At 68.2% G+C, this 20,948-nt stretch carries 19 protein-coding genes and 1 other RNA gene; 7 read left to right on the top strand and 13 right to left on the bottom strand.

Features of this window, described 5'->3' with window-relative positions:
• Nucleotides 1-2: 2 nt before the first annotated feature.
• The 11 genes from HZ321_RS14555 to tkt form a co-directional block, all read right to left on the bottom strand.
• On the bottom strand, nucleotides 3-1,178 hold the full coding sequence (locus HZ321_RS14555) for a phosphoserine transaminase (RefSeq protein WP_181703109.1): 1,176 nt from the start codon (nucleotides 1,176-1,178) through the stop codon (nucleotides 3-5).
• A 190-nt stretch (nucleotides 1,179-1,368) separates the two neighbouring features.
• Complete coding sequence (locus tag HZ321_RS14550; protein WP_181703108.1) at nucleotides 1,369-2,124, bottom strand: outer membrane protein; 756 nt, start codon at nucleotides 2,122-2,124, stop codon at nucleotides 1,369-1,371.
• A gap of 287 nt (nucleotides 2,125-2,411) precedes the next feature.
• The gene (gene glmM, locus HZ321_RS14545) at nucleotides 2,412-3,755 is read right to left on the bottom strand and encodes a phosphoglucosamine mutase (protein WP_181703107.1); all 1,344 of its coding nucleotides are present in this window, start codon (nucleotides 3,753-3,755) and stop codon (nucleotides 2,412-2,414) included.
• 276 nt (nucleotides 3,756-4,031) lie between these two features.
• Nucleotides 4,032-5,057, bottom strand: coding sequence for a peptidoglycan -binding protein (locus HZ321_RS14540; RefSeq protein WP_181703106.1), 1,026 nt, complete (start codon nucleotides 5,055-5,057; stop codon nucleotides 4,032-4,034).
• 4 nt (nucleotides 5,058-5,061) lie between these two features.
• Nucleotides 5,062-6,066, bottom strand: coding sequence for a flagellar motor protein MotA (locus tag HZ321_RS14535; protein ID WP_181703105.1), 1,005 nt, complete (start codon nucleotides 6,064-6,066; stop codon nucleotides 5,062-5,064).
• A gap of 191 nt (nucleotides 6,067-6,257) precedes the next feature.
• A complete protein-coding gene (locus HZ321_RS14530; RefSeq protein ID WP_181703104.1) occupies nucleotides 6,258-7,058 on the bottom strand; it encodes an inositol monophosphatase family protein in 801 nt (266 codons plus the stop codon).
• A gap of 417 nt (nucleotides 7,059-7,475) precedes the next feature.
• The gene (locus tag HZ321_RS14525; RefSeq protein WP_181703103.1) at nucleotides 7,476-8,585 is read right to left on the bottom strand and encodes an SEL1-like repeat protein; all 1,110 of its coding nucleotides are present in this window, start codon (nucleotides 8,583-8,585) and stop codon (nucleotides 7,476-7,478) included.
• A complete protein-coding gene (locus HZ321_RS14520) occupies nucleotides 8,582-9,262 on the bottom strand; it encodes a thiamine phosphate synthase (RefSeq protein WP_181703102.1) in 681 nt (226 codons plus the stop codon). The genes HZ321_RS14525 and HZ321_RS14520 overlap by 4 nt, the downstream gene beginning before the upstream one ends.
• 134 nt (nucleotides 9,263-9,396) lie before the next feature.
• Nucleotides 9,397-10,590, bottom strand: coding sequence for a phosphoglycerate kinase (locus HZ321_RS14515; protein ID WP_181703101.1), 1,194 nt, complete (start codon nucleotides 10,588-10,590; stop codon nucleotides 9,397-9,399).
• Nucleotides 10,591-10,710: 120 nt separating this feature from the next.
• Complete coding sequence (gap, locus tag HZ321_RS14510) at nucleotides 10,711-11,718, bottom strand: type I glyceraldehyde-3-phosphate dehydrogenase (RefSeq protein WP_181703100.1); 1,008 nt, start codon at nucleotides 11,716-11,718, stop codon at nucleotides 10,711-10,713.
• Nucleotides 11,719-11,904: 186 nt separating this feature from the next.
• Nucleotides 11,905-13,890 (bottom strand): transketolase, encoded by a 1,986-nt coding sequence (tkt, locus tag HZ321_RS14505; protein ID WP_181703099.1) that lies wholly within the window; start codon nucleotides 13,888-13,890, stop codon nucleotides 11,905-11,907.
• Between the two features lie 353 nt (nucleotides 13,891-14,243).
• Here tkt and HZ321_RS14500 point away from each other — a divergent pair, with 353 nt between their 5' ends.
• Nucleotides 14,244-14,525, top strand: a complete 282-nt coding sequence (locus HZ321_RS14500; RefSeq protein ID WP_181703098.1) for a DUF4164 domain-containing protein — start codon at nucleotides 14,244-14,246, stop codon at nucleotides 14,523-14,525.
• Nucleotides 14,526-14,533: 8 nt separating this feature from the next.
• Complete coding sequence (locus HZ321_RS14495) at nucleotides 14,534-14,908, top strand: cell division protein ZapA (protein WP_181703097.1); 375 nt, start codon at nucleotides 14,534-14,536, stop codon at nucleotides 14,906-14,908.
• A 30-nt stretch (nucleotides 14,909-14,938) separates the two neighbouring features.
• Here the strand turns inward: HZ321_RS14495 and HZ321_RS14490 are convergent, their stop codons facing one another.
• Nucleotides 14,939-15,223 carry a hypothetical protein gene (locus HZ321_RS14490; protein ID WP_181703096.1) on the bottom strand — a complete coding sequence of 95 codons (285 nt, stop codon included), beginning with the start codon at nucleotides 15,221-15,223 and terminating at the stop codon, nucleotides 14,939-14,941.
• Between the two features lie 282 nt (nucleotides 15,224-15,505).
• Between HZ321_RS14490 and ssrS the strand changes: the two genes are divergently transcribed.
• The 3 genes from ssrS (at nucleotide 15,506) to HZ321_RS14475 (ending at nucleotide 17,211) form a co-directional block, all read left to right on the top strand.
• Nucleotides 15,506-15,662: non-coding RNA, 6S RNA (gene ssrS, locus HZ321_RS14485), on the top strand.
• A gap of 48 nt (nucleotides 15,663-15,710) precedes the next feature.
• Nucleotides 15,711-16,376: a 5-formyltetrahydrofolate cyclo-ligase gene (locus HZ321_RS14480; RefSeq protein WP_244635880.1), complete on the top strand. Its 666-nt coding sequence runs from the start codon at nucleotides 15,711-15,713 to the stop codon at nucleotides 16,374-16,376.
• 16 nt (nucleotides 16,377-16,392) lie between these two features.
• Nucleotides 16,393-17,211 (top strand): TIGR00282 family metallophosphoesterase, encoded by an 819-nt coding sequence (locus tag HZ321_RS14475; protein WP_181703095.1) that lies wholly within the window; start codon nucleotides 16,393-16,395, stop codon nucleotides 17,209-17,211.
• 6 nt (nucleotides 17,212-17,217) lie between these two features.
• On the opposite strand, the gene HZ321_RS14470 is transcribed toward HZ321_RS14475, so the two are convergent.
• Nucleotides 17,218-17,910, bottom strand: a complete 693-nt coding sequence (locus HZ321_RS14470) for a winged helix-turn-helix transcriptional regulator (RefSeq protein WP_181703094.1) — start codon at nucleotides 17,908-17,910, stop codon at nucleotides 17,218-17,220.
• A gap of 144 nt (nucleotides 17,911-18,054) precedes the next feature.
• Between HZ321_RS14470 and HZ321_RS14465 the strand changes: the two genes are divergently transcribed.
• On the top strand, nucleotides 18,055-19,212 hold the full coding sequence (locus HZ321_RS14465; RefSeq protein WP_181703093.1) for an acyl-CoA dehydrogenase family protein: 1,158 nt from the start codon (nucleotides 18,055-18,057) through the stop codon (nucleotides 19,210-19,212).
• 135 nt (nucleotides 19,213-19,347) lie between these two features.
• The gene (locus HZ321_RS14460) at nucleotides 19,348-20,097 is read left to right on the top strand and encodes a YebC/PmpR family DNA-binding transcriptional regulator (protein ID WP_181703092.1); all 750 of its coding nucleotides are present in this window, start codon (nucleotides 19,348-19,350) and stop codon (nucleotides 20,095-20,097) included.
• Nucleotides 20,098-20,948: the final 851 nt, after the last annotated feature.

Below are 20,948 nucleotides of genomic sequence, written 5' to 3'. Positions count from 1 at the left end.
CCTCAGGCCGCTTGCGCGAGCTCGGCCTTCGTCTTCTCGAAGGCCGCCTTGATCCACGGCAGCAGCGCGGCGACGTCGCTGGTTTCCACCGTCGCCCCGCACCAGATCCGGAGCCCCGGAGGCGCGTCGCGGTAGCTCGCGATGTCGTAGGCCACCTTCTCCTTTTCCAGGAACCCGGTGAGCGCCTTCACGAAGGCCTGCTGCCCCGCATCGTCGAGCCCGGCAACCGCCGGATCGGTGAACTTAAGGCAGACTGACGTGTTCGACCGGATCGCCGGATCCGCCGCCAGGAAGTCGAGGAAGTCGTTCGCGGCCACGAAATCGGCCACCGCCTTGGTGTTGGCGTCGGCCCGGGCGATCAGCCCCTTCAGCCCGCCCACCGATTTCGCCCAGGCGAGCGCGTCGAGGTAGTCCTCAACCGCGATCATCGACGGCGTGTTGATCGTCTCGCCCTTGAAGATGCCCTCGATCAGCTTGCCGCCCGAGGTCAGGCGGAAGATCTTCGGCAGCGGCCAGGCTGGCTTGTAGGTTTCCAGCCGCTCCACCGCCCGCGGGGAGAGGATCAGCATGCCGTGGGCGGCTTCCCCGCCCAGCACCTTCTGCCAGGAGAAGGTCACCACGTCGAGCTTGTCGAACGGCAGCGCCTGCGCGAAGGCGGCCGACGTCGCGTCGCAGATCGTCAGGCCCTTGCGGTCGGCCGGAATGAAGTCGCCGTTCGGCACCCGCACGCCGGAGGTGGTGCCGTTCCAGGTGAACACCACGTCATGGTCGAAGTTGACGGCGGAAAGGTCGGGCAGCTCGCCGTAGCCGGCCTGCAGCACCCGCGCGTCGGCGAGCTTCAGCTGCTTGACCGCGTCGGTCACCCAGCCCGCGCCGAAGCTTTCCCAGGCGAGCAGGTCCACCGGCCGCTCGCCGAGCAGCGACCACATCGCCATCTCCACGGCGCCGGTGTCGGAGGCCGGCACGATGCCGATGCGATAGTCCGCAGGCACTTCCAGCACCTGGCGGGTCAGTTCGATGGCGTCGAGGAGTTTGGTCTTGCCGATCTTGGCGCGATGGGACCGGCCGACTGCCGCTCCCTTCAAGGCCTCGACGGTCCATCCTGGGCGCTTGGCGCAGGGGCCGGAGGAAAAATGGGGAACGGCCGGCTTGAGAGCCGGCAAGGCAGCAGCGGTCATGTCAGTCCATCCTCTCAGATGGGCGCCCTTCGTTGGGGAAGGGTGTCCCGCCGCCGTTGCTAGTGGAAGCGGCCGCGCCCGTCAAGCGCGTCCCGCCCGTCTACGGTGTTCTCCGGAGCCGTCCTTCGGAAACGCGAACGGCGGGCCCCCTAGGGACCCGCCGTCAAAACCCCGGAAACCCGGATCGGACTCAGTTGAAGGTGTAGCGCATGCCCACCCGGATCTCGTGAGCCTGGATGTCCTCCACCGACACGAAGGTGTCCGGCGTGGTGCCCACCAGCCCGGACTTGGCATCGCCGAGGTTCAGGTAGCGGTAGCCCACATCCATCGACCAGTTGTCGTTGAAGGCGTAGGACGTGCCGGCCATCAGCGCCCAGGCGAAGTTCCAGTTCGTGTCGCCGCTGTAGGTGGCGACGCCGTCGGAGGTGGCCGACGAGGTGCGGATCATGCTCGCGCCGATGCCGGCGCCGAGATACGGAGTGAAGCCGTTGTAGGTGCCGAGGTCGGTATAGATGCTGGCCAGCGCCGACCACACCGAGATCTCGAACTCCTCTTCCGTGAAGGTCGGGGCGCAACCGCCGCCGGCGCACGGGGAGCGGCCGTAGAAGTTGGCCGGGCCTTCGTAGTCGATCGACACGTCCGTGCGGAACCACTCGTTGAACTTGTAGCCGACGCCCGCGCCCACCGAATAGGTGTCGTCCAGATCCTCGTTGGAGAAGATGTTCGGCGTCACCGAACCGGCGGTCGGATCGTCCAGCCGGGCGCTCGGGTTCTGGTAGATCTTGTAGCCGATGTCCCCGCGCAGATACCACGCGCCGGCGGCCGGCAAAGGCATCGGCTCCGGCATCTCGATGATCGGTTCCGGCATGTCCGCCGCCAGCGTCGGCGCGGCGCCCTGCAGGAGGGTGGCGGCGACCAGCACCGCCGTCGTGATCAGACGCTTCATGGCATCGGCCCTTCTCGAACACTTCCGGCGGATTCGCCGTCTTGGTCCGACCGTACAGCCGTGAGGTTAAGCGGAGATTAACCGTGATTGTTAACCCTGATCGTTAAGGTTGACGAAAGGTAAACGCACCGGATCCCCCAGAAAACGTTCGATTTGTCAGGTCACCTCGGCCGAGACCTGTACGTGCACCTCGCACACCGGCCTTTGCACTGGGATCTACTGATGCCGGAAAGCGAAAGCGGCCGGTGTCGGCCGGCCGCTCCAAGGACGTATTCGGCCGAGAGCCCTCAGGCCGCCCGCGAGATCGCCGTGATGATGTCGTCCACCACTTCCGACACCAGGCTGGCGTTGTCGCCCTCGCCCATCACGCGGATCAGCGGCTCGGTGCCGGACGGCCGCACGATCACCCGGCCGGTCGCGCCCAGCCGGTCGGTCGCCGCGCTGATCGCGGCGCGCACCGCGTCCACTTCCAGCGGCTTGCCGCCGGCGAACTTCACGTTGCGGAGGATCTGCGGCACCGGGTCGAAGCGATGGCAGACCTCGCTCACCGGCCGGCCGTATTTCTTCACCACCGCCAGCACCTGCAGCGCCGCCACCAGTCCGTCGCCGGTCGTCGTGAATTCCGAAAGCACGATGTGCCCGCTCTGCTCGCCGCCCACGTTGTAGCCGGAGGCGCGCATCTCCTCCACCACGTAGCGGTCGCCCACCTTCGTGCGCACGAGATCCAGCCCTTGCCCCTTCAGGTAGCGCTCCAGTCCGAGGTTCGACATGATCGTCGCCACGATGCCCGGCTTGGAGAGCCGGCCGTCCTCCGCCCACGACTGCGCCACCACGGCCATCAATTGGTCGCCGTCGACGATCTTGCCCTTCTCGTCGATGATGATCACCCGGTCCGCGTCGCCGTCGAGCGCGATGCCGATGTCGGCGCGCACCTCGTGCACCTTCGCCACCACCGCGCCGAGGCTGGTCGACCCGCAATCGCGGTTGATGTTGAGGCCGTTCGGCTCCACGCCGAGCGCCACCACCTCCGCGCCGAGCTCCCACAGCACCTCCGGCGCCACCTTGTAGGCGGCCCCGTTGGCGCAGTCGATCACCACGCGCAGCCCTTCCAGCGACAGGTGCCGCGGCAGCGTCCGCTTGGCGAACTCCACGTAGCGGTCGCGCACGCCGTCGAGCCGCTTGGCCCGGCCGAGTTCCATCGGCGCCGCCAGCTGGCCCGTCAGATCGGTCTCCAGCATCGCCTCGATCTCGCCTTCCACCTCGTCGGAGAGCTTGTAGCCGTCCGGCCCGAACAGCTTGATGCCGTTATCGGCGAACGGATTGTGCGAGGCCGAGATCATCACCCCGAGGTCCGCCCGCAGCGAACGCGTCAGCATCGCGATCGCCGGCGTCGGCACAGGCCCGGACAGGAACACGTCCACGCCCACCGACGTGAACCCTGCCGTCAGCGCCGGCTCGATCATGTAGCCGGACAGGCGCGTATCCTTGCCGATCACCACCCGGTGCCGATGCCCGCCCCGCCGGAACACCAGCCCCGCCGCCATTCCCACCTTGAGCGCGATCTCCGGAGTGATCGGCCAGCGGTTCGCCGTGCCACGGATGCCATCGGTGCCGAAATAGGTGCGCGCCATGTTGGGTCTTGCCGCTCGTTGATCGTGAAACGTGATTACCGCGAATCCTGACCGCGAATGGTTCAAAATTTATGTGCGACTGTAACAGACGGGAAATACGAAAGCGGCAATCGGCGTTAAGCCGTCGGAGTAAGCAACCGGCAGCAGAGATGGGCAGTGGTCCGTCGCTTGCGCAAAGCCGTCCCCCTTTTATCCGTCATGGTCCGCGCAGGCGGACCACCCACGCATTTTTCCCCGTCGACCGCATCGCCGGGGGATGGGACAGCCCCCGCCGCCTCAACGCTCCGTCAGCTTCAACTCGATCCGGCGGTTGCGGGCGTTCACCGTGTCGTCGTCGCCGGGCTCCAGCGGCTGGAACTCGCCGAACCCGGCGGCCACCAGATGCTCCGGCGCCACGCCCTTGCCGATCAGGTATTTGACCACCGAGATGGCGCGCGCCGAGGAGAGTTCCCAGTTGTCGCGGAACCGGCCGGTGCCGGACAGCGGGCGCGCGTCGGTGTGCCCGTCCACCCGCAGCACCCAGGCGATCTCCGGCGGGATCTGGCCTGACAGTTCGATCAGCGCGGCAGCCAGCTTGTCCAGCTCGGTCTGGCCTTCCGGGTTCACGTCGGCCTGCCCGGAGTTGAACAGCACCTCCGACTGGAACACGAAGCGGTCGCCCACCACGCGGATGTCGGAGCGCTGCGACAGGATCTCGCGCAGGCGTCCGAAGAAGTCGGAGCGGTAGCGCGCCAGTTCCTGCACCCGCTGCGCCAGCGCCACGTTCAGCCGCTTGCCGAGGTCGGCAATCTTCGTCTGGCTCTCCCGGTCCCGGTTCTCCGAAGCGTTGAGCGCGTCTTCCAGCGCCGCGATCTGCCGGCGCAGGGCCGAGATCTGCTGGTTCAGCAGCTCCACCTGCGCCAGCGCCCGCTGGCTCGCGCGCTTCTCGTCCGCGATCTGCCCCTGCAGCACCGAGATTTCGTTGTCCGCGCTGGAGGCCGCGCCCTCGTTGTTGGCAAGCAGCCCCTGCAGTTCCGCGCGCGCCGCCTCGGCCTGCGTCAGGTTGGACTGCAGCAGCGAGATGCTGTCCTGCAGGTCCCGGTTGCCGGCCCGCTCGAGGGCCAGCAGTTCTGTCAGCTCGGCGATCTGTGCGTTGAGGCGGTTCAGCACCGTGTCGCGGTCGGTGATCTGCTGGCTGAGAAAGAACTGCGCCAGCATGAACACGGAAAGCAGGAAGATGATCGACAGCACCAGCGTCGTCAGCATGTCGACGAAGGCCGGCCAGTAGTCCTGCTGGGCTGTGAAGCGGCGCCGGCCGATCATGACCTCAATCCTTGTTCCGTTCCACCGCGCCGGTCAGGATCTCCAGGAGCTTGTGAATCTCCTTCTGCTGCTCGGCCTGCGCCTCGGCCCAGCTGCGCACCAGCTGCTGCTCGGCCCGCATGTGCTGCACCAGGCCCTGCACCCCTTCGGCAAGATTGGCCATCGCATGCAGCGATCCGCGCGCCGGCCCCTGCCCTCCGCCGTCCTGCATCATCCGCGACAGCCGGTCGATCGAGGCCCTCAACTGGTCGGCGCCGCCGCCGAAGCGCCCGCCCCCGAGACCGTCGCCCTCGTCGAGTTCGGTCTGGGTGGAGAGCCAGTCCTCCAGGTCCAGGTAGAAGCGGTTCTGCGCCTGCCCGGCCTGCAGGTCCAGAAAGCCGAGGATCAGCGATCCGGCGAGCCCGAACAGCGACGACGAGAACGCCGTTCCCATGCCGCTGAGCGGCGCCTGCAGACCGCTCTTCAGGTCTTCGAAGATCACGCCGGCGCTGCCCGAACCCACGTCCAGCGCCTGGATGGTGTTGCCCACCGAGGTCACCGTGGAGATCAGGCCGTAGAACGTGCCGAGCAGGCCCAGGAACACCAGCAGGCCGGTCAGGTAGCGGGAAATCTCCCGCGCCTCGTCCAGCCGGTTGGCGATGGAATCGAGCAGCGAGCGCATCGCCGAGGCCGACAGCGTCGACTGCCCCAGCCGGTCGCCCAGCATCGTCGCCATCGGCGCCAGCAGCACCGGCGGCTTGCGCACCTCCAGGCCCGGCTCGCCATAGCGATAGGAATTCACCCACCGCACTTCCGGGAACAGCCGGATCACCTGCCGGAACGCCAGGATGATGCCGATGAATCCAACTGCGAAGATCAGCCCGTTGAGCCCGGGATTGGCCAGGAACGCGGTCTGGAGCTGCCGGTAGAGCAGCACCAGCAGGAAGGCCACGATCACCAGGAACACCAGCATGCGCCAGAGATAGACCTGGGGGCTGGAAAGCTTGTTCGGCTCGATGTCGCTCGCCATGACGTCCCGTGTCCGCATTCCGTTGCGGCCCTGAGTAAACGCGGCCGAATCGGTTTAGGCAACGGCTGCGGCAGGGTTATCAAACCCTTAAAGGACCGCGCCCCTCCCGGCGAGTCCCGTCCTCGCCGATCCGGGCCCGGGTGCCGAAGCGGTGGCTGAGGATTGTGTTCCCGTCGGGGCGCTCGCGCCGGTCAGCGCGGTGTGCGGGCTTTCTGCAGCGTGTCGATCAGCTGCCGGTGGATGTGCTCGTTGCCGGCCACGACCGTCTTCGTCTCGGCGATCTTGTCCTTGCCGTTGACGTCCGTCACGTAGCCGCCGGCCTCGCGCACCATCAGGATGCCGGCCGAGATGTCCCACGGCGAAAGGCCGTTCTCCCAGAAGCCGTCGAACCGGCCTGCCGCCGTCCAGGCAAGGTCCAGGGCCGCCGAGCCCACGCGGCGCACGCCCGAGCAGTTGGCCATCACCTGCTGCAGCTCGGCCAGATAGGCCCGGTGGTCGCCGCGCCCGAGATGCGGCACGCCCGTTCCGATCACGCTGTCGGCCATCTCCCGCCGCCCCGCGACGCGCAGCCGCCGGTCGTTGAGGAAGGCCCCGCCGCCGCGTTCCGCGGTGAACAGCTCGTCGGTCACCGGGTTGTAGATCACTCCGGCGATCGGCTGCCCGGCCTTCTCGAGCCCGATCGAGATCGCGAATTGCGGAATGCCGTGCAGGAAGTTGGTCGTCCCGTCCAGCGGGTCCACCACCCAGATGTGCTGGGGATCGTCGCCCTCCACCACGCCGCGTTCCTCCATGAGGAAGCCGTAGCTCGGCCGTGCCTTCTTCAGCTCGTCATGGATCACCTGCTCGGCGCGTTTGTCCGCCGCAGACACGAAGTCGCCCGGGCCCTTCATGGAAACCTGCAGGTTCTCCACCTCGCCATAGTCGCGCGTCAGCCCTCGCCCGGCCTTGCGGGCGGCGGCGACCATCACGTTGAGAAGCGGCGAACGGGCCATGGACATGTCCTTGCGAAGATCGGCGGCAACAAGAATAGCGCCGCATGCACCACAATCCACGCCGCCACGCAAGAGGAAGCGGCAGGAGGGCTCGGCAGAAGGGCAAGCCGTAGCCATTCGGCAGTAGGCAGTGGGGAACAGGCAGGAGGCGGTCGAGCTTCGGCTGTCGGGCTTCGGCACTAGGCAATCGGCCGTCGAGCTTCGGCAGTAGAAGGTCGGCCGTCGGCCATCGCCCTCCCCCCTCCACCGTCATGGTCCGCGCAGGCGGACCACCCACGCATTTTTCCGCGGGACGAGTAACCCATTGAAAAGGAAAGTGAAAAACAAAGCTCGTAGGTGGTCCATCTGCGCGGACCATGACGCCCGGAAGGGGAGTGCCCCACGAAACTCCGCCGCTAAAGCCCAACCACCTACGGCCTACTCCCCCTCCACATCCTTCAGCACCCCGTCCAGCCACAGGTCCGAGATCCCCGCCTCCCGCGCCTTCAGGTGCCACTTCGCCGCTTCCTTGAGGTCCACGTCGGTGCCGGCGCCCGCCGCATAGAGCCTCGCAAGCCGGTTCGCCGCCACCGGATTGCCGGAGTTGGCGGCGAGTTTGAACCAGCCGAAGGCCGCCTTCTCGTCCTTGCCGATGCCGCTGCCGTTGAACAGCATGATCGCGTATTCGATCTGTGCGCCCACGTGCCCGCCGCGCGCCGCCTGACCCATCAGCTTGGCAGCCGCCGTCGGATCCTTCGGCGCGCCGCGCCCGTCGGCGTACATGCTGGCGAGCGCATAGGCAGCGTCGATGTTGCCGGCGTCCGCCGCCGTCTGAAACGTGCTGGCGGCTTTGGAGAGCTCCTCCTCGGTCTTCGCCGTGTCCATGGTGATCAGCCCGAGCGCATAGGCTGCATCCGGCCGGCCCTTGGCCGTCGCGCTCTCCAGGAGCGTGCGCGCCTTCTCCGTGTCGCGTGTCACGCCCAGCCCCAGCGCGTAGAGATTGGCGAGTTCCACCATCGCCCCGGCGTCGCCGCCGGTCACCGCCATCTCGTACCAGACCGCCGCCTCCTTCGGGTTCTGCGGCAGCCCGAGGCCGTTGGCGTAGATGTAGCCGACCAGCGTCTGCGCCGCCGCATCGCCCTTCTTGGCGAGCTCCAGCGCCACCGCGAAGGCGGTCAGGTACATGCCCCTCTGGAACGCCCCGTAGGCGTAGTCCACCTTGTCCGCGTCGGGCAGTTCCTTCAGCGGATTGTCGTCGGTCGGCGGCGGCAGGAACGGCTCCACGCCTTCTTCCGCTCGGTCCGAGACGCTCACGCCCTCCTGGTCGGGCAGCACCGGCACCGGAGTGATAAGCGTCGGCAGGCTCGGCGCACCTTGGGCGTCCTGCGCCGCAAGGCCGTTGAGCAGGTCGGTGATCCCGTCGCTCGCCTCCGGGATGGGCCCCTCCAGCACCGGCGGTTCGCCGGCCGCTTCCTGCGCCAGGGACGGCAGCGCGCCGACCGTCGCCGACAGGATCGCCGTCAGCACGAGGCGCGCGGCCCGGCTCACGCCGCTTCCCCGCGCCGCGCGTGCACCGCGTCGAGCACGCGGTTGATCTCAGCCACCGCGGCTCCCGGGCCGTCCGGGTGGTCCCACACAAAGGAGCGGACGGCCACGAACTCGGCCCCCGTCTCCGCCGTCTCCTCCACGGACTCCAGCGAGCGACCGGCCAGCGCCACGCAGGGGATCTCGAACATCTCCGCCCACCACCAGGCAAAATCCAGCGTCTTGCGGTGGGTCTCGTCGTCGTCCTCGCGCGAAAGCAGCCCGAACATCACATAGTCCGTCCCTGCCTCGGCCGCTTCCATCGCCTCGTGCCGGGTCTTCAGGTTGCCGGCTCCCACGATCGCGCGGCCCTCCAGCTTCTCCACCGCCTCGGCGAGCGCCGTGATGCCCGCCTCCACGTGCAGCCCGTCGGCCTTGGAGCGACCCATCGCCCGCGTGTCGTCGATCACCAGCGCCGCCACGTCGCGCGCCTGCGCGATCGGCACCAGCGCCTCGGCGATCCGTTGCAGGTGCGCGTCCGCGCTGACCTCCGGCGCGATCAGCAGCGACGCCACGTCGCCGCCGGCGAGCGCGGCTTCCAGCAGCGCCGGAAACGTCTGCAGATCGATCTGCCTGGGCGTCACGAGGTAGAGGCGCGCGCGCGGCGGAGGCGGCGCAGCTTTCTGGGTCTTCTTGGCCATGGCGATCCGATGCGACGCGATTGCGGCAAAACGACGAAAGGCCCCGCGTTCGCCCGCGGGGCCCCAGCCCATAGCATGCCTTGGACGGAACCGTCACCGCCGAAGCGGGCTCAGCCCGGCAGGGCCGACCGAGCTCAGCTCGACAAGGCCTTGACGCCAGGAAGCTCCTTGCCCTCCAGCCATTCCAGGAACGCCCCGCCCGCCGTCGACACATAGGTGAAGTCGTCCGCCACCCCGGCGTGGTTCAGCGCCGCCACCGTGTCGCCGCCGCCGGCCACCGAGACCAGCGCGCCCGCCTTGGTGCGCGCCGCGGCGTGCTTGGCCGCCGCCACCGTCGCCGTGTCGAAGGGCGCGATCTCGAACGCCCCCAGCGGCCCGTTCCAGAGCAGCGTCTTCGCCGTATCGATCCGCGAGGCCACCGTCGCGATCGACTGCGGCCCGACGTCGAGTATCATCGCGTCCGCCGGAATCGCGCTCACCGGCACCGTCTCGTTCGCCGCGTTGGCCTTGAACTCGCGCGCCACCACGCCGTCCACCGGCAGCACGATCTCGCAGCCGACCTCCTTGGCCTTGGCGAGGATCCGCTTGGCCGTTTCGGCGAGGTCGTGCTCGCACAGCGACTTGCCCACGTCGATCCCTTGCGCGGCCAGGAACGTGTTCGCCATGCCGCCGCCGATGACCAGGATGTCCACCTTGGAGACCAGGTTCTCCAGGAGGTCGATCTTGGTCGAGACCTTGGCGCCGCCCACCACCGCGAGCACCGGCCGCGTCGGCGATCCCAGCGCCTTGCCGAGCGCGGTCAGCTCCGCCTCCATGGTCCGCCCGGCATAGGCCGGCAGCGCATGCGCCAGCCCTTCCGTCGAGGCGTGCGCCCGGTGCGCCGCCGAGAACGCGTCGTTGACAAAGGTGTCCCCCAGCTTGGCGAGCGCGGTCACCAGCGCCGGGTCGTTCTTCTCCTCGCCCTTGTGGTAGCGGGTGTTCTCCAGGAGCAGGATCTCCCCGTTCGCCAGCACCCCGACCGCCGCTTCCGCCACCGGGCCGATGCAGTCGTCGGCAAACGCCACCGGCCGGCCGATCGCCCGCGCCAGCGGCTCCACCACCGGCTTCAGGCTGTCCTCCGCCTTCCGCTCCCCCTTCGGTCGCCCGAAGTGGGCGAGCAGGATCACCTTCGCGCCCTTGTCCGAGAGGTCGCGGATCGTCGGCACAATCCGGTCGATGCGGGTCGTGTCGGTCACGACGCCGTTCTCCATCGGCACGTTGAGGTCCACGCGCACCAGCACGCGCTTGCCGGCGAAATCGCCGTCGTCGAGGGTCTTGAACGAGGCCATGAATGAGCTCCGTCGAAACTGGGGGTAGCGGATGCACAGGCGCGCCTCGCCTCCCCGATCAGGGGAGGGCGGCGCCCGGAAAGGAAAAGGCCCCGCCTCCCGGCAGGGCCTTCGTGGGTGTCAGAGCGTCTTGCCCAGCGCCACGGCCGTGTCGGCCATGCGGTTGGAGAAGCCCCATTCGTTGTCGTACCAGGAGAGGATGCGCACCATCGTGCCGTCCATCACCTTGGTCTGGTCCAGGTGGAAGGTCGACGAATGCGGGTCGTGGTTGAAGTCGATCGACACGTTCGGCTGGTCGGTGTAGCCGAGCACGCCCTTCAGCGGGCCGTTGGCGGCCGCGATGATCGCGTTGTTGATCTCCTCCACGCTGGTCGCGCGCTTGGCCGTAAACACCAGGTCCACCACCGACACGTTCGGCGTCGGCACGCGGATCGCCACGCCGTCCAGCTTGCCCTTCAGCTCCGGCAGCACCAGGCCGACGGCCTTGGCGGCGCCCGTCGAGGTCGGGATCATCGACATCGCCGCGGCGCGGGCGCGGTAGAGGTCCTTGTGCATCGTGTCCAGCGTCGGCTGGTCGCCGGTGTAGCTGTGGATGGTCGTCATGAAGCCCTTCTCGATGCCGATGGCGTCGTTGAGGACCTTGGCGACCGGCGCCAGGCAGTTCGTCGTGCACGAGGCGTTGGAGATGACCACGTGGTCCTTGGTCAGCTTGTCGTGGTTGACGCCGAACACCACCGTCAGGTCCGCGCCGTCCGCCGGCGCCGACACGATCACGCGCTTGGCGCCCGCGGTCAGGTGCGCCGCGGCCTTGTCGCGCGAGGTGAAGATGCCGGTGCACTCCAGCGCGATCTCCACGCCGAGGTCGCGGTGCGGCAGCTCGGCCGGGTTCTTCACGGCCGTCACCTTGATCGGGCCGCGGCCCACGTCGATGGTGTCGCCCGACACCGTCACCGTGCCCGGGAACTTGCCGTGCACGCTGTCGTAGCGCATCAGGTGGGCGTTGGTCTCCACCGGCCCGAGGTCGTTGATCGCCACGACCTCGATGTCGGTGCGGCCGGATTCGATGATGGCACGCAGCACGTTGCGGCCGATGCGGCCGAACCCGTTGATGGCAACCTTGACAGCCATGCTACTTCTCCTCGCCGAAGGGGTCACCGCAGGCCGCGATGGGGGATTTCTGGAGGCTTCGAGAGCCGCGCGGCCTTTCCTCGGTCGTCCCTTGATGGAAACTTGATCGGGGCCTTCGTTTCTCCGCTTGCGCGATCAAGATCAACCCCGATCTTTGGTTGAACCCTGCAGAAAGTGCAAAGAGGCTTAAGCCAGCCGCTCCTGCGCGGCCTTGGCGATCGCCTCCGGCGTGATGCCGAAATGGGCGTAGAGCTTCTCCGCCGGGCCGGACAGCCCGAAGCCGTGCATGCCGATGAACACGCCGTCCGAGCCGATCAGGCTGTCCCAGCCCATGCGGATCGCCGCTTCCACGCCGACCTTCACCTTGGCCGAGCCGATCACCGCCTTGCGGTAGGCCTCCGGCTGGGCGGCGAACAGTTCGAACGAGGGCACCGACACCACCCGCGTCTTCACGCCCCCCGCCTCCAGCAGAGCCTTCGCGTCCACCGCGATCGCCACTTCGGACCCGGTCGCGAAGATCGACACCGCCGCCTCTCCGTCCGTGCCGGCGATCTCGTAGGCGCCCTTGGCGGTCAGGTTCTCCGCGCTCGCCTCCAGCCGCAGCGCCGGCAGGTTCTGCCGCGACAGCGCCAGGATCGAGGGCCGCGTGTCGCTCTCCAGCGCCACCTGCCAGGCTTCCATCGTCTCCATCGCGTCCGCCGGGCGGAGCACCAGGAGGTTCGGGATCGCCCGCAGCGCCGCCAGGTGCTCCACCGGCTGGTGCGTCGGCCCGTCTTCGCCGAGGCCGATGGAGTCGTGCGTCATCACGTAGATCACACGCTGGTGCATCAGCGCCGATAGGCGGATCGCCGGGCGGGCGTAGTCGGTGAACACCAGGAACGTGCCGCCGTAGGGGATGATGCCGCCGTGCAGCGCGAGCCCGTTCATGGCCGCACTCATCCCGAACTCGCGGATGCCGTAGTGGACGTAGCTGCCCGAGAAGTCGCCCGGCTTCACCGAGACCTGAGACTTGGTCTTCGTCAGGTTGGAACCGGTCAGGTCGGCCGAGCCGCCGATCATCTCCGGGATCGCGCCGTTGATCACCTCCAGCGCCATTTCCGAAGCTTTGCGGGTCGCCACCTTCGGCTTGTCGGCGGCGAGCTTCTCCTTGTAGGCCTGCGCGGCAACCGCGAAGCCCTCCGGCAGCACGCCCGAAAGCCGCCGCTCGAAGTCCGCGCGGGTCGCAGCGTCCAGCTTGGCGACGCGGGCTTCCCACGCCTCGCGTGCCGCACGGGACCGTGCACCGGCCTCGCGCCACGCCTTCAAGGCTTCCTGCGGGATCTCGAACGGCCCGTGGTTCCACTGCAGCGCCGCGCGCGTTGCCGAGATCTCGTCCGCCCCCAGCGGCGAACCGTGCACGGAGTGCGAACCCGCCTTGTTCGGCGCGCCCTTGCCGATGGTGGTCTTGGCCGCGATCAGCGCAGGCTTGGTCGTCGTCTTCGCCCAGGCGAGCGCCTCGGCGATCTCCGCCTGGTTGTGCCCGTCGATCCGCCGGGTCACCCAGCCGGCCGCCTCGAACCGCTTGGTGATGTCGCCGGTCTCCGACAGCGTCACCGGTCCGTCGATCGAGATGTTGTTGTCGTCCCAGATCACCGTCAGCTTGGACAGGCCGAGGTGGCCGGCCAGCGAGATCGCCTCGTGGCTCACGCCTTCCTGCAGGCAGCCGTCGCCGGCGATCACCCAGGTGCGGTGATCGACAAGGTCGTCGCCGAAGCGCGCGTTGAGCAGGCGCTCGGCAAGCGCGAAGCCGACCGACATGGCCAGCCCCTGTCCTAGCGGCCCGGTGGTCGTCTCGATGCCTGCGGCATAGCCGAACTCCGGATGCCCGGCCGTCTTCGAGCCCAGCTGCCGGAAGTTCTTCAGCTCGTCGAGCGTCATCTCCTCCACGCCGATCAGGTGCAGCAGCGAATAGAGCAGCATCGAACCGTGGCCGGCCGACAGGATGAAGCGGTCGCGGTCGGCCCAGCGCGGCGCCGCCGCATCGAACTTGATCACGTCCCCGAACAGCACCGTGGCGATGTCGGCGGTGCCCATCGGCATGCCGGGATGGCCGGACTTGGCCTTTTCAACCGCGTCCATGGAGAGCGCGCGGATGGTGTTGGCCATTTCGGAGAACAGGGCAGGAGAGACCATGACGGACCCTTGGCATTCGGGGGGAGGTCCGCGGAACCGGGCCACCCGGAAGAAGCATTGGAACCGAGCCGCGCTCTGACGTCGCTGGTCCGGAACGGTGAAAGGCTGCTGTGGGCGCGTGGATGAATAGCAGTCCGCGACCGCCTGTCAATCGCGATATACGTCTTTGGACCAATTGAAAATTCTTGCGATTGGAACCCCTCACCGCACTTGCGCTGACGCATGCACGCCCCGGGATCCCCAACGAATTCACAGGGATTGGCGGGTGACCTTCATGTTCCGGGTTGGCAACGCAAGGCGAAGTGTGGTCAAAAAACGGGACGGGCCGCTTCGCCGGCCGGACGGAGGCATGGATGCCCGAGACGGTGTCGCTGGATGCGGCGCTAGCAAGACTGGACACGTCGATCGACCGCCTGTCGGCGGCCGTTCAACGTCGCCGTGGTGCCGATGGCACCATCGCGGACCTCCGCGACGAGGTCACGCGCCTCGGCGAGGACAGGTCCCGTCTCGCACTCGATCTCGACGGGGCCATGCTGCGCGCCGGACGCCTGGAGGATGCCAACAAGGAAGTGTCGAGGCGGCTGGTTGCGGCGATGGAGTCGATCCGCGCCGTCCTGGATGCCCACGGCGGGTGATCAAGAGTATGGCGCAAGTCACTGTAACGATTGCCGGCAAGACCTACCGCATGGCGTGCGACGACGGCCAGGAGGACCACCTTGTGGGCCTCGCCACCCGGCTCGACGGCACCATCGACCAGCTTCGCGGCGTGTTCGGCGAGATCGGCGACCAGCGCTTGACCGTGATGAGCGCCATCACTGTGCTCGACCAGCTCTCCGAAACGGAGCGTCGCCTGCGCGCCCTGGAAGGGGAAGTGGAAACCCTCAAGGCCGATCGCGGCAGCCTCGTCGCCCGCCAGAACGAGGTCGAGGATCAGATCGCCGCGCGCATCATCACCGCCGCCAGCCGGCTGGACCAGCTCGCCCACGCTCTCGCCGGCCAGGACGAGGCGGCCGAATAGCCGACGGCGTGTCCTCGGGAGCCGCGTTGCTTACCCGGCGCTCGGCGACGACGATGACGGCGAGTGTGGCGTGCGGCGAGCGCCCGCGTCGACCTCGCCCTGCTTCAGGCGCGGCTCCGCTTGATGGTGCGACAGCGGGTAGACGACCGCGCGTCCGCGCCGTTCATCCTGTCCCACCACGAGCAGAACCGCACCCTGTCCCCGTTCGGTGACGAACCGGATCATCGCACGCGCTTCTGTCAGCGACGAGAACCGGGCGGATCGACCGTCCTCGATCCGCACCTCGAAGCTGAATGCCTGCGAACCGACCGCCATGGCTTGACCTCCCTCTTTTTCAAGGCGTCTACGACCCCGCAGGAAGATCAGATTATAGGGATAAATACTTACTTTCATGTTTTAATTGGCGTAGAGCCATAAAAATCCAAAGAAGAGGACACAAGAGACAATCGTTTCCCAAATATATAGCTGTTCTAATCTGTTTGCCGCCCAAATCCCCGGCCCAGAACCGGCACCGGGCGAACCATCGCGCTCCCCGACGCCGCATCCCCCATCCCGCCCCTTCCCCCCGGACCCATACACCCCTATATTCGCCCCGTGGCGTCGCTGCGCTTCTCGTTAGGAACTCTAATATCCCCGGGGCCTTACGATTCCGAACGGGGGCTGTGCCTGACCGGGCCCGTGGGCTCGGACAAACGGCTCCCACCTACACTGTAGGTTCCCGGGATCGAAATTCCGACGGTCGCCGCGGGGCGCCACGCTAGAGCGCTTTCCGACCTGACGAAATCGTCAGGTCGACAAGAAATTGCTCCAGATTCAATCTCTTCCGTCGGGTGGACCGCTGTCGGCGCTCGCGCCCGATGCCATCGCCCGACCGGAGCCGCCGGCCCTGCCCACCGATCTCGCCGCTCAGAAGTCCGCGCTGCGCAACGCCAGCCTCGCCCGCCGCGACGCGCTCGACCCGGATGACCGCGCCCGCTGGTCCGCCGACATCGCCGACCGCATCCTCGCCCTCGACATTCCCGCCGGCGCGCCGGTCAGCGCCTTCCTGCCGATCCGCTCGGAGGTGGACCTGCGCCCCGCCGCCGAGCGCCTCGTCGCGCGCGGCCATGCGGTCGGCCTGCCGATCATCCGCAAGCCCGACCTCGTGTTCCGAGCCTTCGATCCGGCCAGCCCGCTCGTCCCGCTCGGCTTCGGCACCTACGGCCCGGGCCCGGAATGCCCGGAGGTGGTGCCCGAGGTGATGCTCGTCCCGCTCTCCGTCTTCGATCGTCGCGGCGGCCGCATCGGCTACGGCAAGGCCTACTACGATATCACCATCGCCGGCTTCCGGGCCGCGGGCTACGATCCGCGCCTGATCGGCGTGGCCTTCTCGGTCCAGGAGGCCGACGCGGTCCCGATGGAGCCGCACGACGTCCCCCTCCACGCGATCGTCACCGAGCGGGACCTGATCATCCCCGCCGCAAGTTGAGGGAAGCCGGCAGACCATGCGCCTGTTGTTCGTGGGAGACGTCGTCGGCCGCTCCGGCCGCACTGCCATCGCCGAGAAGCTGCCGGCGCTGGTGGCCGACTACCGGCTCGACTTCGTCGTCGTCAACGGCGAGAACGCCGCCGGCGGCTTCGGCATCACCGAGGAGATCTGCCAGGACTTCCTCGACGCCGGCGCCGACGTCGTCACCACCGGCAACCATATCTGGGACCAGCGCGAGGCCCTCGTCTTCATCGAGCGCCAGGACCGCCTGCTCCGCCCCGCCAACTTCCCCGCCGGCACGCCCGGCCGCGGCGCCAACCTCTTCATGGCCCGCAACGGCGCCCGCGTCCTCGTCGCCAACGTCATGGGGCGCGTCTTCATGGACGCCCTTGACGACCCCTTCGCCGCCATCGACCGCGAGCTCTCCGCCTGCCCGCTCGGCGAGCAGGCCGACGCCGTCGTCGTCGACGTCCACGCAGAGGCCACCTCCGAGAAGCAGTCGATGGCCCACTGGCTGGACGGCCGGGCCAGCCTCGTCGTCGGCACCCACACCCACGTGCCCACCGCCGATCACCAGATCCTCCCCCACGGCACCGCCTATATGTCCGACGCCGGCATGACCGGCGACTACGACAGCGTGCTCGGCATGGAGAAGGACGAGCCCATCTCCCGCTTCCTGCGCAAGATCCCGACCGGCCGCTTCACCCCGTCGATGGGCGAGCCCACCCTCTCCGGCCTCGCCGTGGAGGTGTCCGACCGCACCGGCCTCGCCGAAGCCGTCGCTCCCGTCCGCCTCGGTGGCCGCCTCAGCGAAGCGCTCCCCGGCTTCTGGTAGCCTCCCTCAGGCCGCCGACCGGGTGCCGCCCGCGAACGGACTCAGTCCCAGCCACGCCTGCATCGACGTCGCGATCGCCCGGTCACCGTCCAGCGTCAGCACCCCCGCCGCCATCTCCTGGCGCACCGTGGAAAGCCCCATCCAGATCGACGTCATGCTCTTCAGCGACGTCGTCACCAGGAGATCCACCTCGTATCCCGGGTCGAAGCCGCAGAGGTCCACCGTCCCGTTCTCGATCACCAGCCACCAGGCCTGCTGGCTCGCCGGCAGTTCGGGGTACAGAAACTGTATCGTGCAGCGGCGCGGCGGCAGCGGCTCCGGCTTCAGGTGCCGCCGCATGTCCCACATCAGCAGCGACGGGTCGAGGTTGCGCAGCGATAGCTGCGATTCCACCCATTTCTGCCCCCAGAATCCCAGCCCCATGATCACCGGCCGCAGGTCCTCCCCCGCCGGCGACAGGTGATACTCCGTCACCCCCCGCTTGTTCGGGATCGCCACCACGATCCCCATCCGCTCCAGTTCCTTCAGCCGCTTGGAAAGCAGGGCCGGCGACATCCGCGGCACGCCGCGGCGCAGGTCGTTGAAGTGCCGCGTCCCGCACAGCATCTCCCGCACGATCAGCGTCGTCCAGCGCGAGCAGAGCACCTCCGAGGCCATCGCCACCGGGCAGAACTGGCCGTATCCACCGCGTTCGGTCATGACGAAGCCTCCATGCATAACTCACGCAGCATACTGCGGATCGCCGGCGCCGCCCATCCGCCGCACCGGTACAGTTCGTGAACTATCGCCCGCCCCCCGCAGGCCCCATGGTCCACACCTTCGCTGTGCATACGGGAGGATACCATGACCAGCCTTTACACCACCGGACCGGCCACCTTCGCCGATGACACCGTCGCCGACACCGCCCGCCGCCTCGCCCCCGCCTTCGCAGACCGGGCCGCCGAGGCCGACGAGACCGACGCCTTCGTCGCCGCCAACTACGACCTCCTCAAGGAGGCCGGCCTGATGGAGGCGGGCGTGCCCGTCGAGCTCGGCGGCCGCGGCGCCGACGTCGCCGAACTCGCCGACATGCTCCGCGTCATCGCCCACAGCTGCGGCTCCACCGCCCTCGCCTTCGCCATGCACACCCACCAGGTGGCCATCCCCGCCTGGCGCTGGCGGCACCAGAAGGTCGCCGCCGTCGAGCCGCTGCTCCGCCGCATCGCCGCGGAACGGCTGGTGCTCCTCTCCAGCGGCGGCTCCGACTGGATCGCCGGCTCCGGCGAGGCCACCAAGGTGGAGAACGGCTACGCCATCACCGCCCGCAAGCTCTTCACCTCCGGCGCCGAGCGCGGCGACCTCCTGATGACCGGCGCGGTGCTGCGCGCCGAAGACGGCTCGGCCAAGGTCATCCATTTCGCCGCCCCGATGAAGTCGCCCGCCGTGCGCATCCTCGACACCTGGCACACCCTCGGCATGCGCGGCACCGGCTCCAACGACGTGGTGATCGAGAACCTCTTCGTCCCCGACGCGGGCGTCTCCTTCTCCCGCGACGCCGGCAAGTGGCACCCCGTCTTCCATATCATCGCGACGATCGCCTTCCCGCTCGTCTACGCCGCCTACCTCGGCGTCGCCGAAAGCGCCCGCGACATCGCCGTCGCCATGGCCCGCCGGAAGCCCGCGACGCCCGACGCCATCGATCTCGCCGGCCGCATGGACACCGCCCTCCGCGCCGCCCAGATGGCGCATCGCTGGATGCTCGACACGGTCGCCCGCAATGAGCCTTCCGCCGACACCGTCAACGAGGTGATGATCGGCCGGACCCTCGTCGCCGACAACGCCATCCGCGCAGTGGAACTCGCCATGCAGCTGGCCGGCGGCGCCAGCTTCTACCGCGGCAACGCGCTGGAGCGCCGCTTCCGCGACATCCAGGGCGCGCGCTTCCACCCGCTCCAGCCCGGCCCGCAGGCCCGCTTCGCCGGCGCCACCGCCCTCGGCCTCTCGACCGCCGAGATCTTCTGATCGGCGGCGAACCGCGGGGCGCATCGCCCGCGCCATGCGCCCCGCCCTTTATTTCCGCCTGTCCCGAGCCTATAAGACCGCCATCCAAACGATCGACCGGGACGGACCCTTCGCCGTCCCGCCACGAGGCGAGACATGGCCGGACACAGTCAGTTCAAGAACATCATGCACCGCAAGGGCGCGCAGGACGCCAAGCGGTCGAAGATCTTCTCCAAGCTTGCGCGCGAGATCACCGTCGCCGCTAAGCTCGGCGGCGCCGATCCCAACATGAACGCGCGCCTGCGTCTCGCCATCCAGAACGCCCGCGCCGACAACCTGCCGAAGGACAACATCGAGCGCGCCATCAAGAAGGCGGCCGGCAGCGACACCGACAACTACGACGAGGTCCGCTACGAGGGCTACGGCCCGGGCGGCGTTGCCGTCATCGTGGAAGCCCTCACAGACAACCGCAACCGCACCGCCTCCGCCGTCCGCTCCTACTTCACCAAGGCCGGCGGCGCCCTCGGCGAGACCGGCTCGGTGTCATTCATGTTCGACCGCGTCGGCGAGATCGTCTACCCGCTCTCCGCCGGCACCGGCGATGCCATGGTCGAAGCCGCCATCGAGGCCGGCGCCGACGACGTGGAGACCACCGCCGACAACCACGTGGTGATCTGCGCCTTCGAAAGCCTCAACGAGGTCGCCAAGGCCCTCGAGGCCACCCTCGGCGGCGCCGAAAGCGTCAAGATCGTCTGGCGCCCCAAGACCACCACCGCGCTCGACGAGGAGAAGGCCCAGTCCCTCCTCAAGCTCCTCGACACGCTGGAGGACGACGACGACGTCCAGAACGTCTACTCCAACTCCGAACTCAGCGACGAAATCCTCGCCAAGCTCAACGCCGCCTGATCCGGCGCCGAGACGTTCCTGAAAGAGCGGCCCCTAGCCGCTCTTTCCAACCGGCCAACCCGCCCCTTTCCGCCGTCAAGGTGCCCGCGGACAGACCACCGCTCCGTCCGTCTTCACCCCCTCCCGCCGTCATGGTTGAGGTCGAGCGGGCAACCCGAAGCGCGGCCGCCTCCAACCGACTCCCCACCCTCCCAAACTCCTCTTTCCATCCCCCTTCCCGCCGTCATGGTCCGCGAAGGCGGACCACCCACGCATTTTTCCAGCACGGCGCACTCCCGTCGCACCCAGCGTTCACACCCCGCACAAACTCGTGGGTGGTCCGCCTGCGCGGACCATGACGGGCAAGGTTGAGGTTGAGCGGGTAGAGCGAAGCGCGGCCTGCTACCGCCGCACCCGCTCTCGTCGTCATGGTCTGCGGCGACGGATCACTCCTCTTCTGCCATCACGGCCGGCGAAGGCGAACCACCCCGCTCTCGCCGGGACGCTCCGCGGAGGCGAACCGCCCCCCTTCCCACCGTCATGGTCCGCGCAGGCGGACCACCCACGCATTTTTCCCGGCAAGACACACTCCCGTCGCACCCAGCGTTCACACCCCGCACAAACTCATGAGTGGTCCGCCTGCGCGGACCATGACGGGAAAGGTTGAGGTTGGACCAGCAGACCGAAGCGCAGCCGCCTCCAACCGACTCCCCGCCCTCCTCAGCTCCCGCATCCCTCCCCCACTCGCACCGTCGTGGTCCGCGAAGGCGGACCACCCACGCATTTTTCCAGCACGGCGCACTCCCGTCGCACCTAGCGTTCACACCCCGCACACACTCGTGGGTGGTCCGCCTACGCGGACCATGACGGCA

The sequence above is a fragment of the Chthonobacter albigriseus genome, assembly GCF_013839445.1.
GTDB lineage: Bacteria > Pseudomonadota > Alphaproteobacteria > Rhizobiales > Pleomorphomonadaceae > Chthonobacter > Chthonobacter albigriseus.
Note: the sequence above shows the minus strand (reverse complement) of the source record. Positions and strands in the feature narration are given on the sequence as shown.

Coding starts and splice junctions, on each gene's coding strand:
- HZ321_RS14515 (WP_181703101.1), bottom strand. CDS start 10,590: ATGGCCTCGTTCAAGACCCTCGACGACGGCGATTTCGCCGGCAAGCGC.
- HZ321_RS14540 (WP_181703106.1), bottom strand. CDS start 5,057: ATGATCGGCCGGCGCCGCTTCACAGCCCAGCAGGACTACTGGCCGGCC.
- gap (WP_181703100.1), bottom strand. CDS start 11,718: ATGGCTGTCAAGGTTGCCATCAACGGGTTCGGCCGCATCGGCCGCAAC.
- glmM (WP_181703107.1), bottom strand. CDS start 3,755: ATGGCGCGCACCTATTTCGGCACCGATGGCATCCGTGGCACGGCGAAC.
- HZ321_RS14535 (WP_181703105.1), bottom strand. CDS start 6,066: ATGGCGAGCGACATCGAGCCGAACAAGCTTTCCAGCCCCCAGGTCTAT.
- tkt (WP_181703099.1), bottom strand. CDS start 13,890: ATGGTCTCTCCTGCCCTGTTCTCCGAAATGGCCAACACCATCCGCGCG.
- HZ321_RS14490 (WP_181703096.1), bottom strand. CDS start 15,223: ATGGCGGTCGGTTCGCAGGCATTCAGCTTCGAGGTGCGGATCGAGGAC.
- HZ321_RS14460 (WP_181703092.1), top strand. CDS start 19,348: ATGGCCGGACACAGTCAGTTCAAGAACATCATGCACCGCAAGGGCGCG.
- HZ321_RS14550 (WP_181703108.1), bottom strand. CDS start 2,124: ATGAAGCGTCTGATCACGACGGCGGTGCTGGTCGCCGCCACCCTCCTG.
- HZ321_RS14530 (WP_181703104.1), bottom strand. CDS start 7,058: ATGGCCCGTTCGCCGCTTCTCAACGTGATGGTCGCCGCCGCCCGCAAG.
- HZ321_RS14475 (WP_181703095.1), top strand. CDS start 16,393: ATGCGCCTGTTGTTCGTGGGAGACGTCGTCGGCCGCTCCGGCCGCACT.
- HZ321_RS14500 (WP_181703098.1), top strand. CDS start 14,244: ATGCCCGAGACGGTGTCGCTGGATGCGGCGCTAGCAAGACTGGACACG.
- HZ321_RS14470 (WP_181703094.1), bottom strand. CDS start 17,910: ATGACCGAACGCGGTGGATACGGCCAGTTCTGCCCGGTGGCGATGGCC.
- HZ321_RS14520 (WP_181703102.1), bottom strand. CDS start 9,262: ATGGCCAAGAAGACCCAGAAAGCTGCGCCGCCTCCGCCGCGCGCGCGC.
- HZ321_RS14465 (WP_181703093.1), top strand. CDS start 18,055: ATGACCAGCCTTTACACCACCGGACCGGCCACCTTCGCCGATGACACC.
- HZ321_RS14495 (WP_181703097.1), top strand. CDS start 14,534: ATGGCGCAAGTCACTGTAACGATTGCCGGCAAGACCTACCGCATGGCG.
- HZ321_RS14555 (WP_181703109.1), bottom strand. CDS start 1,178: ATGACCGCTGCTGCCTTGCCGGCTCTCAAGCCGGCCGTTCCCCATTTT.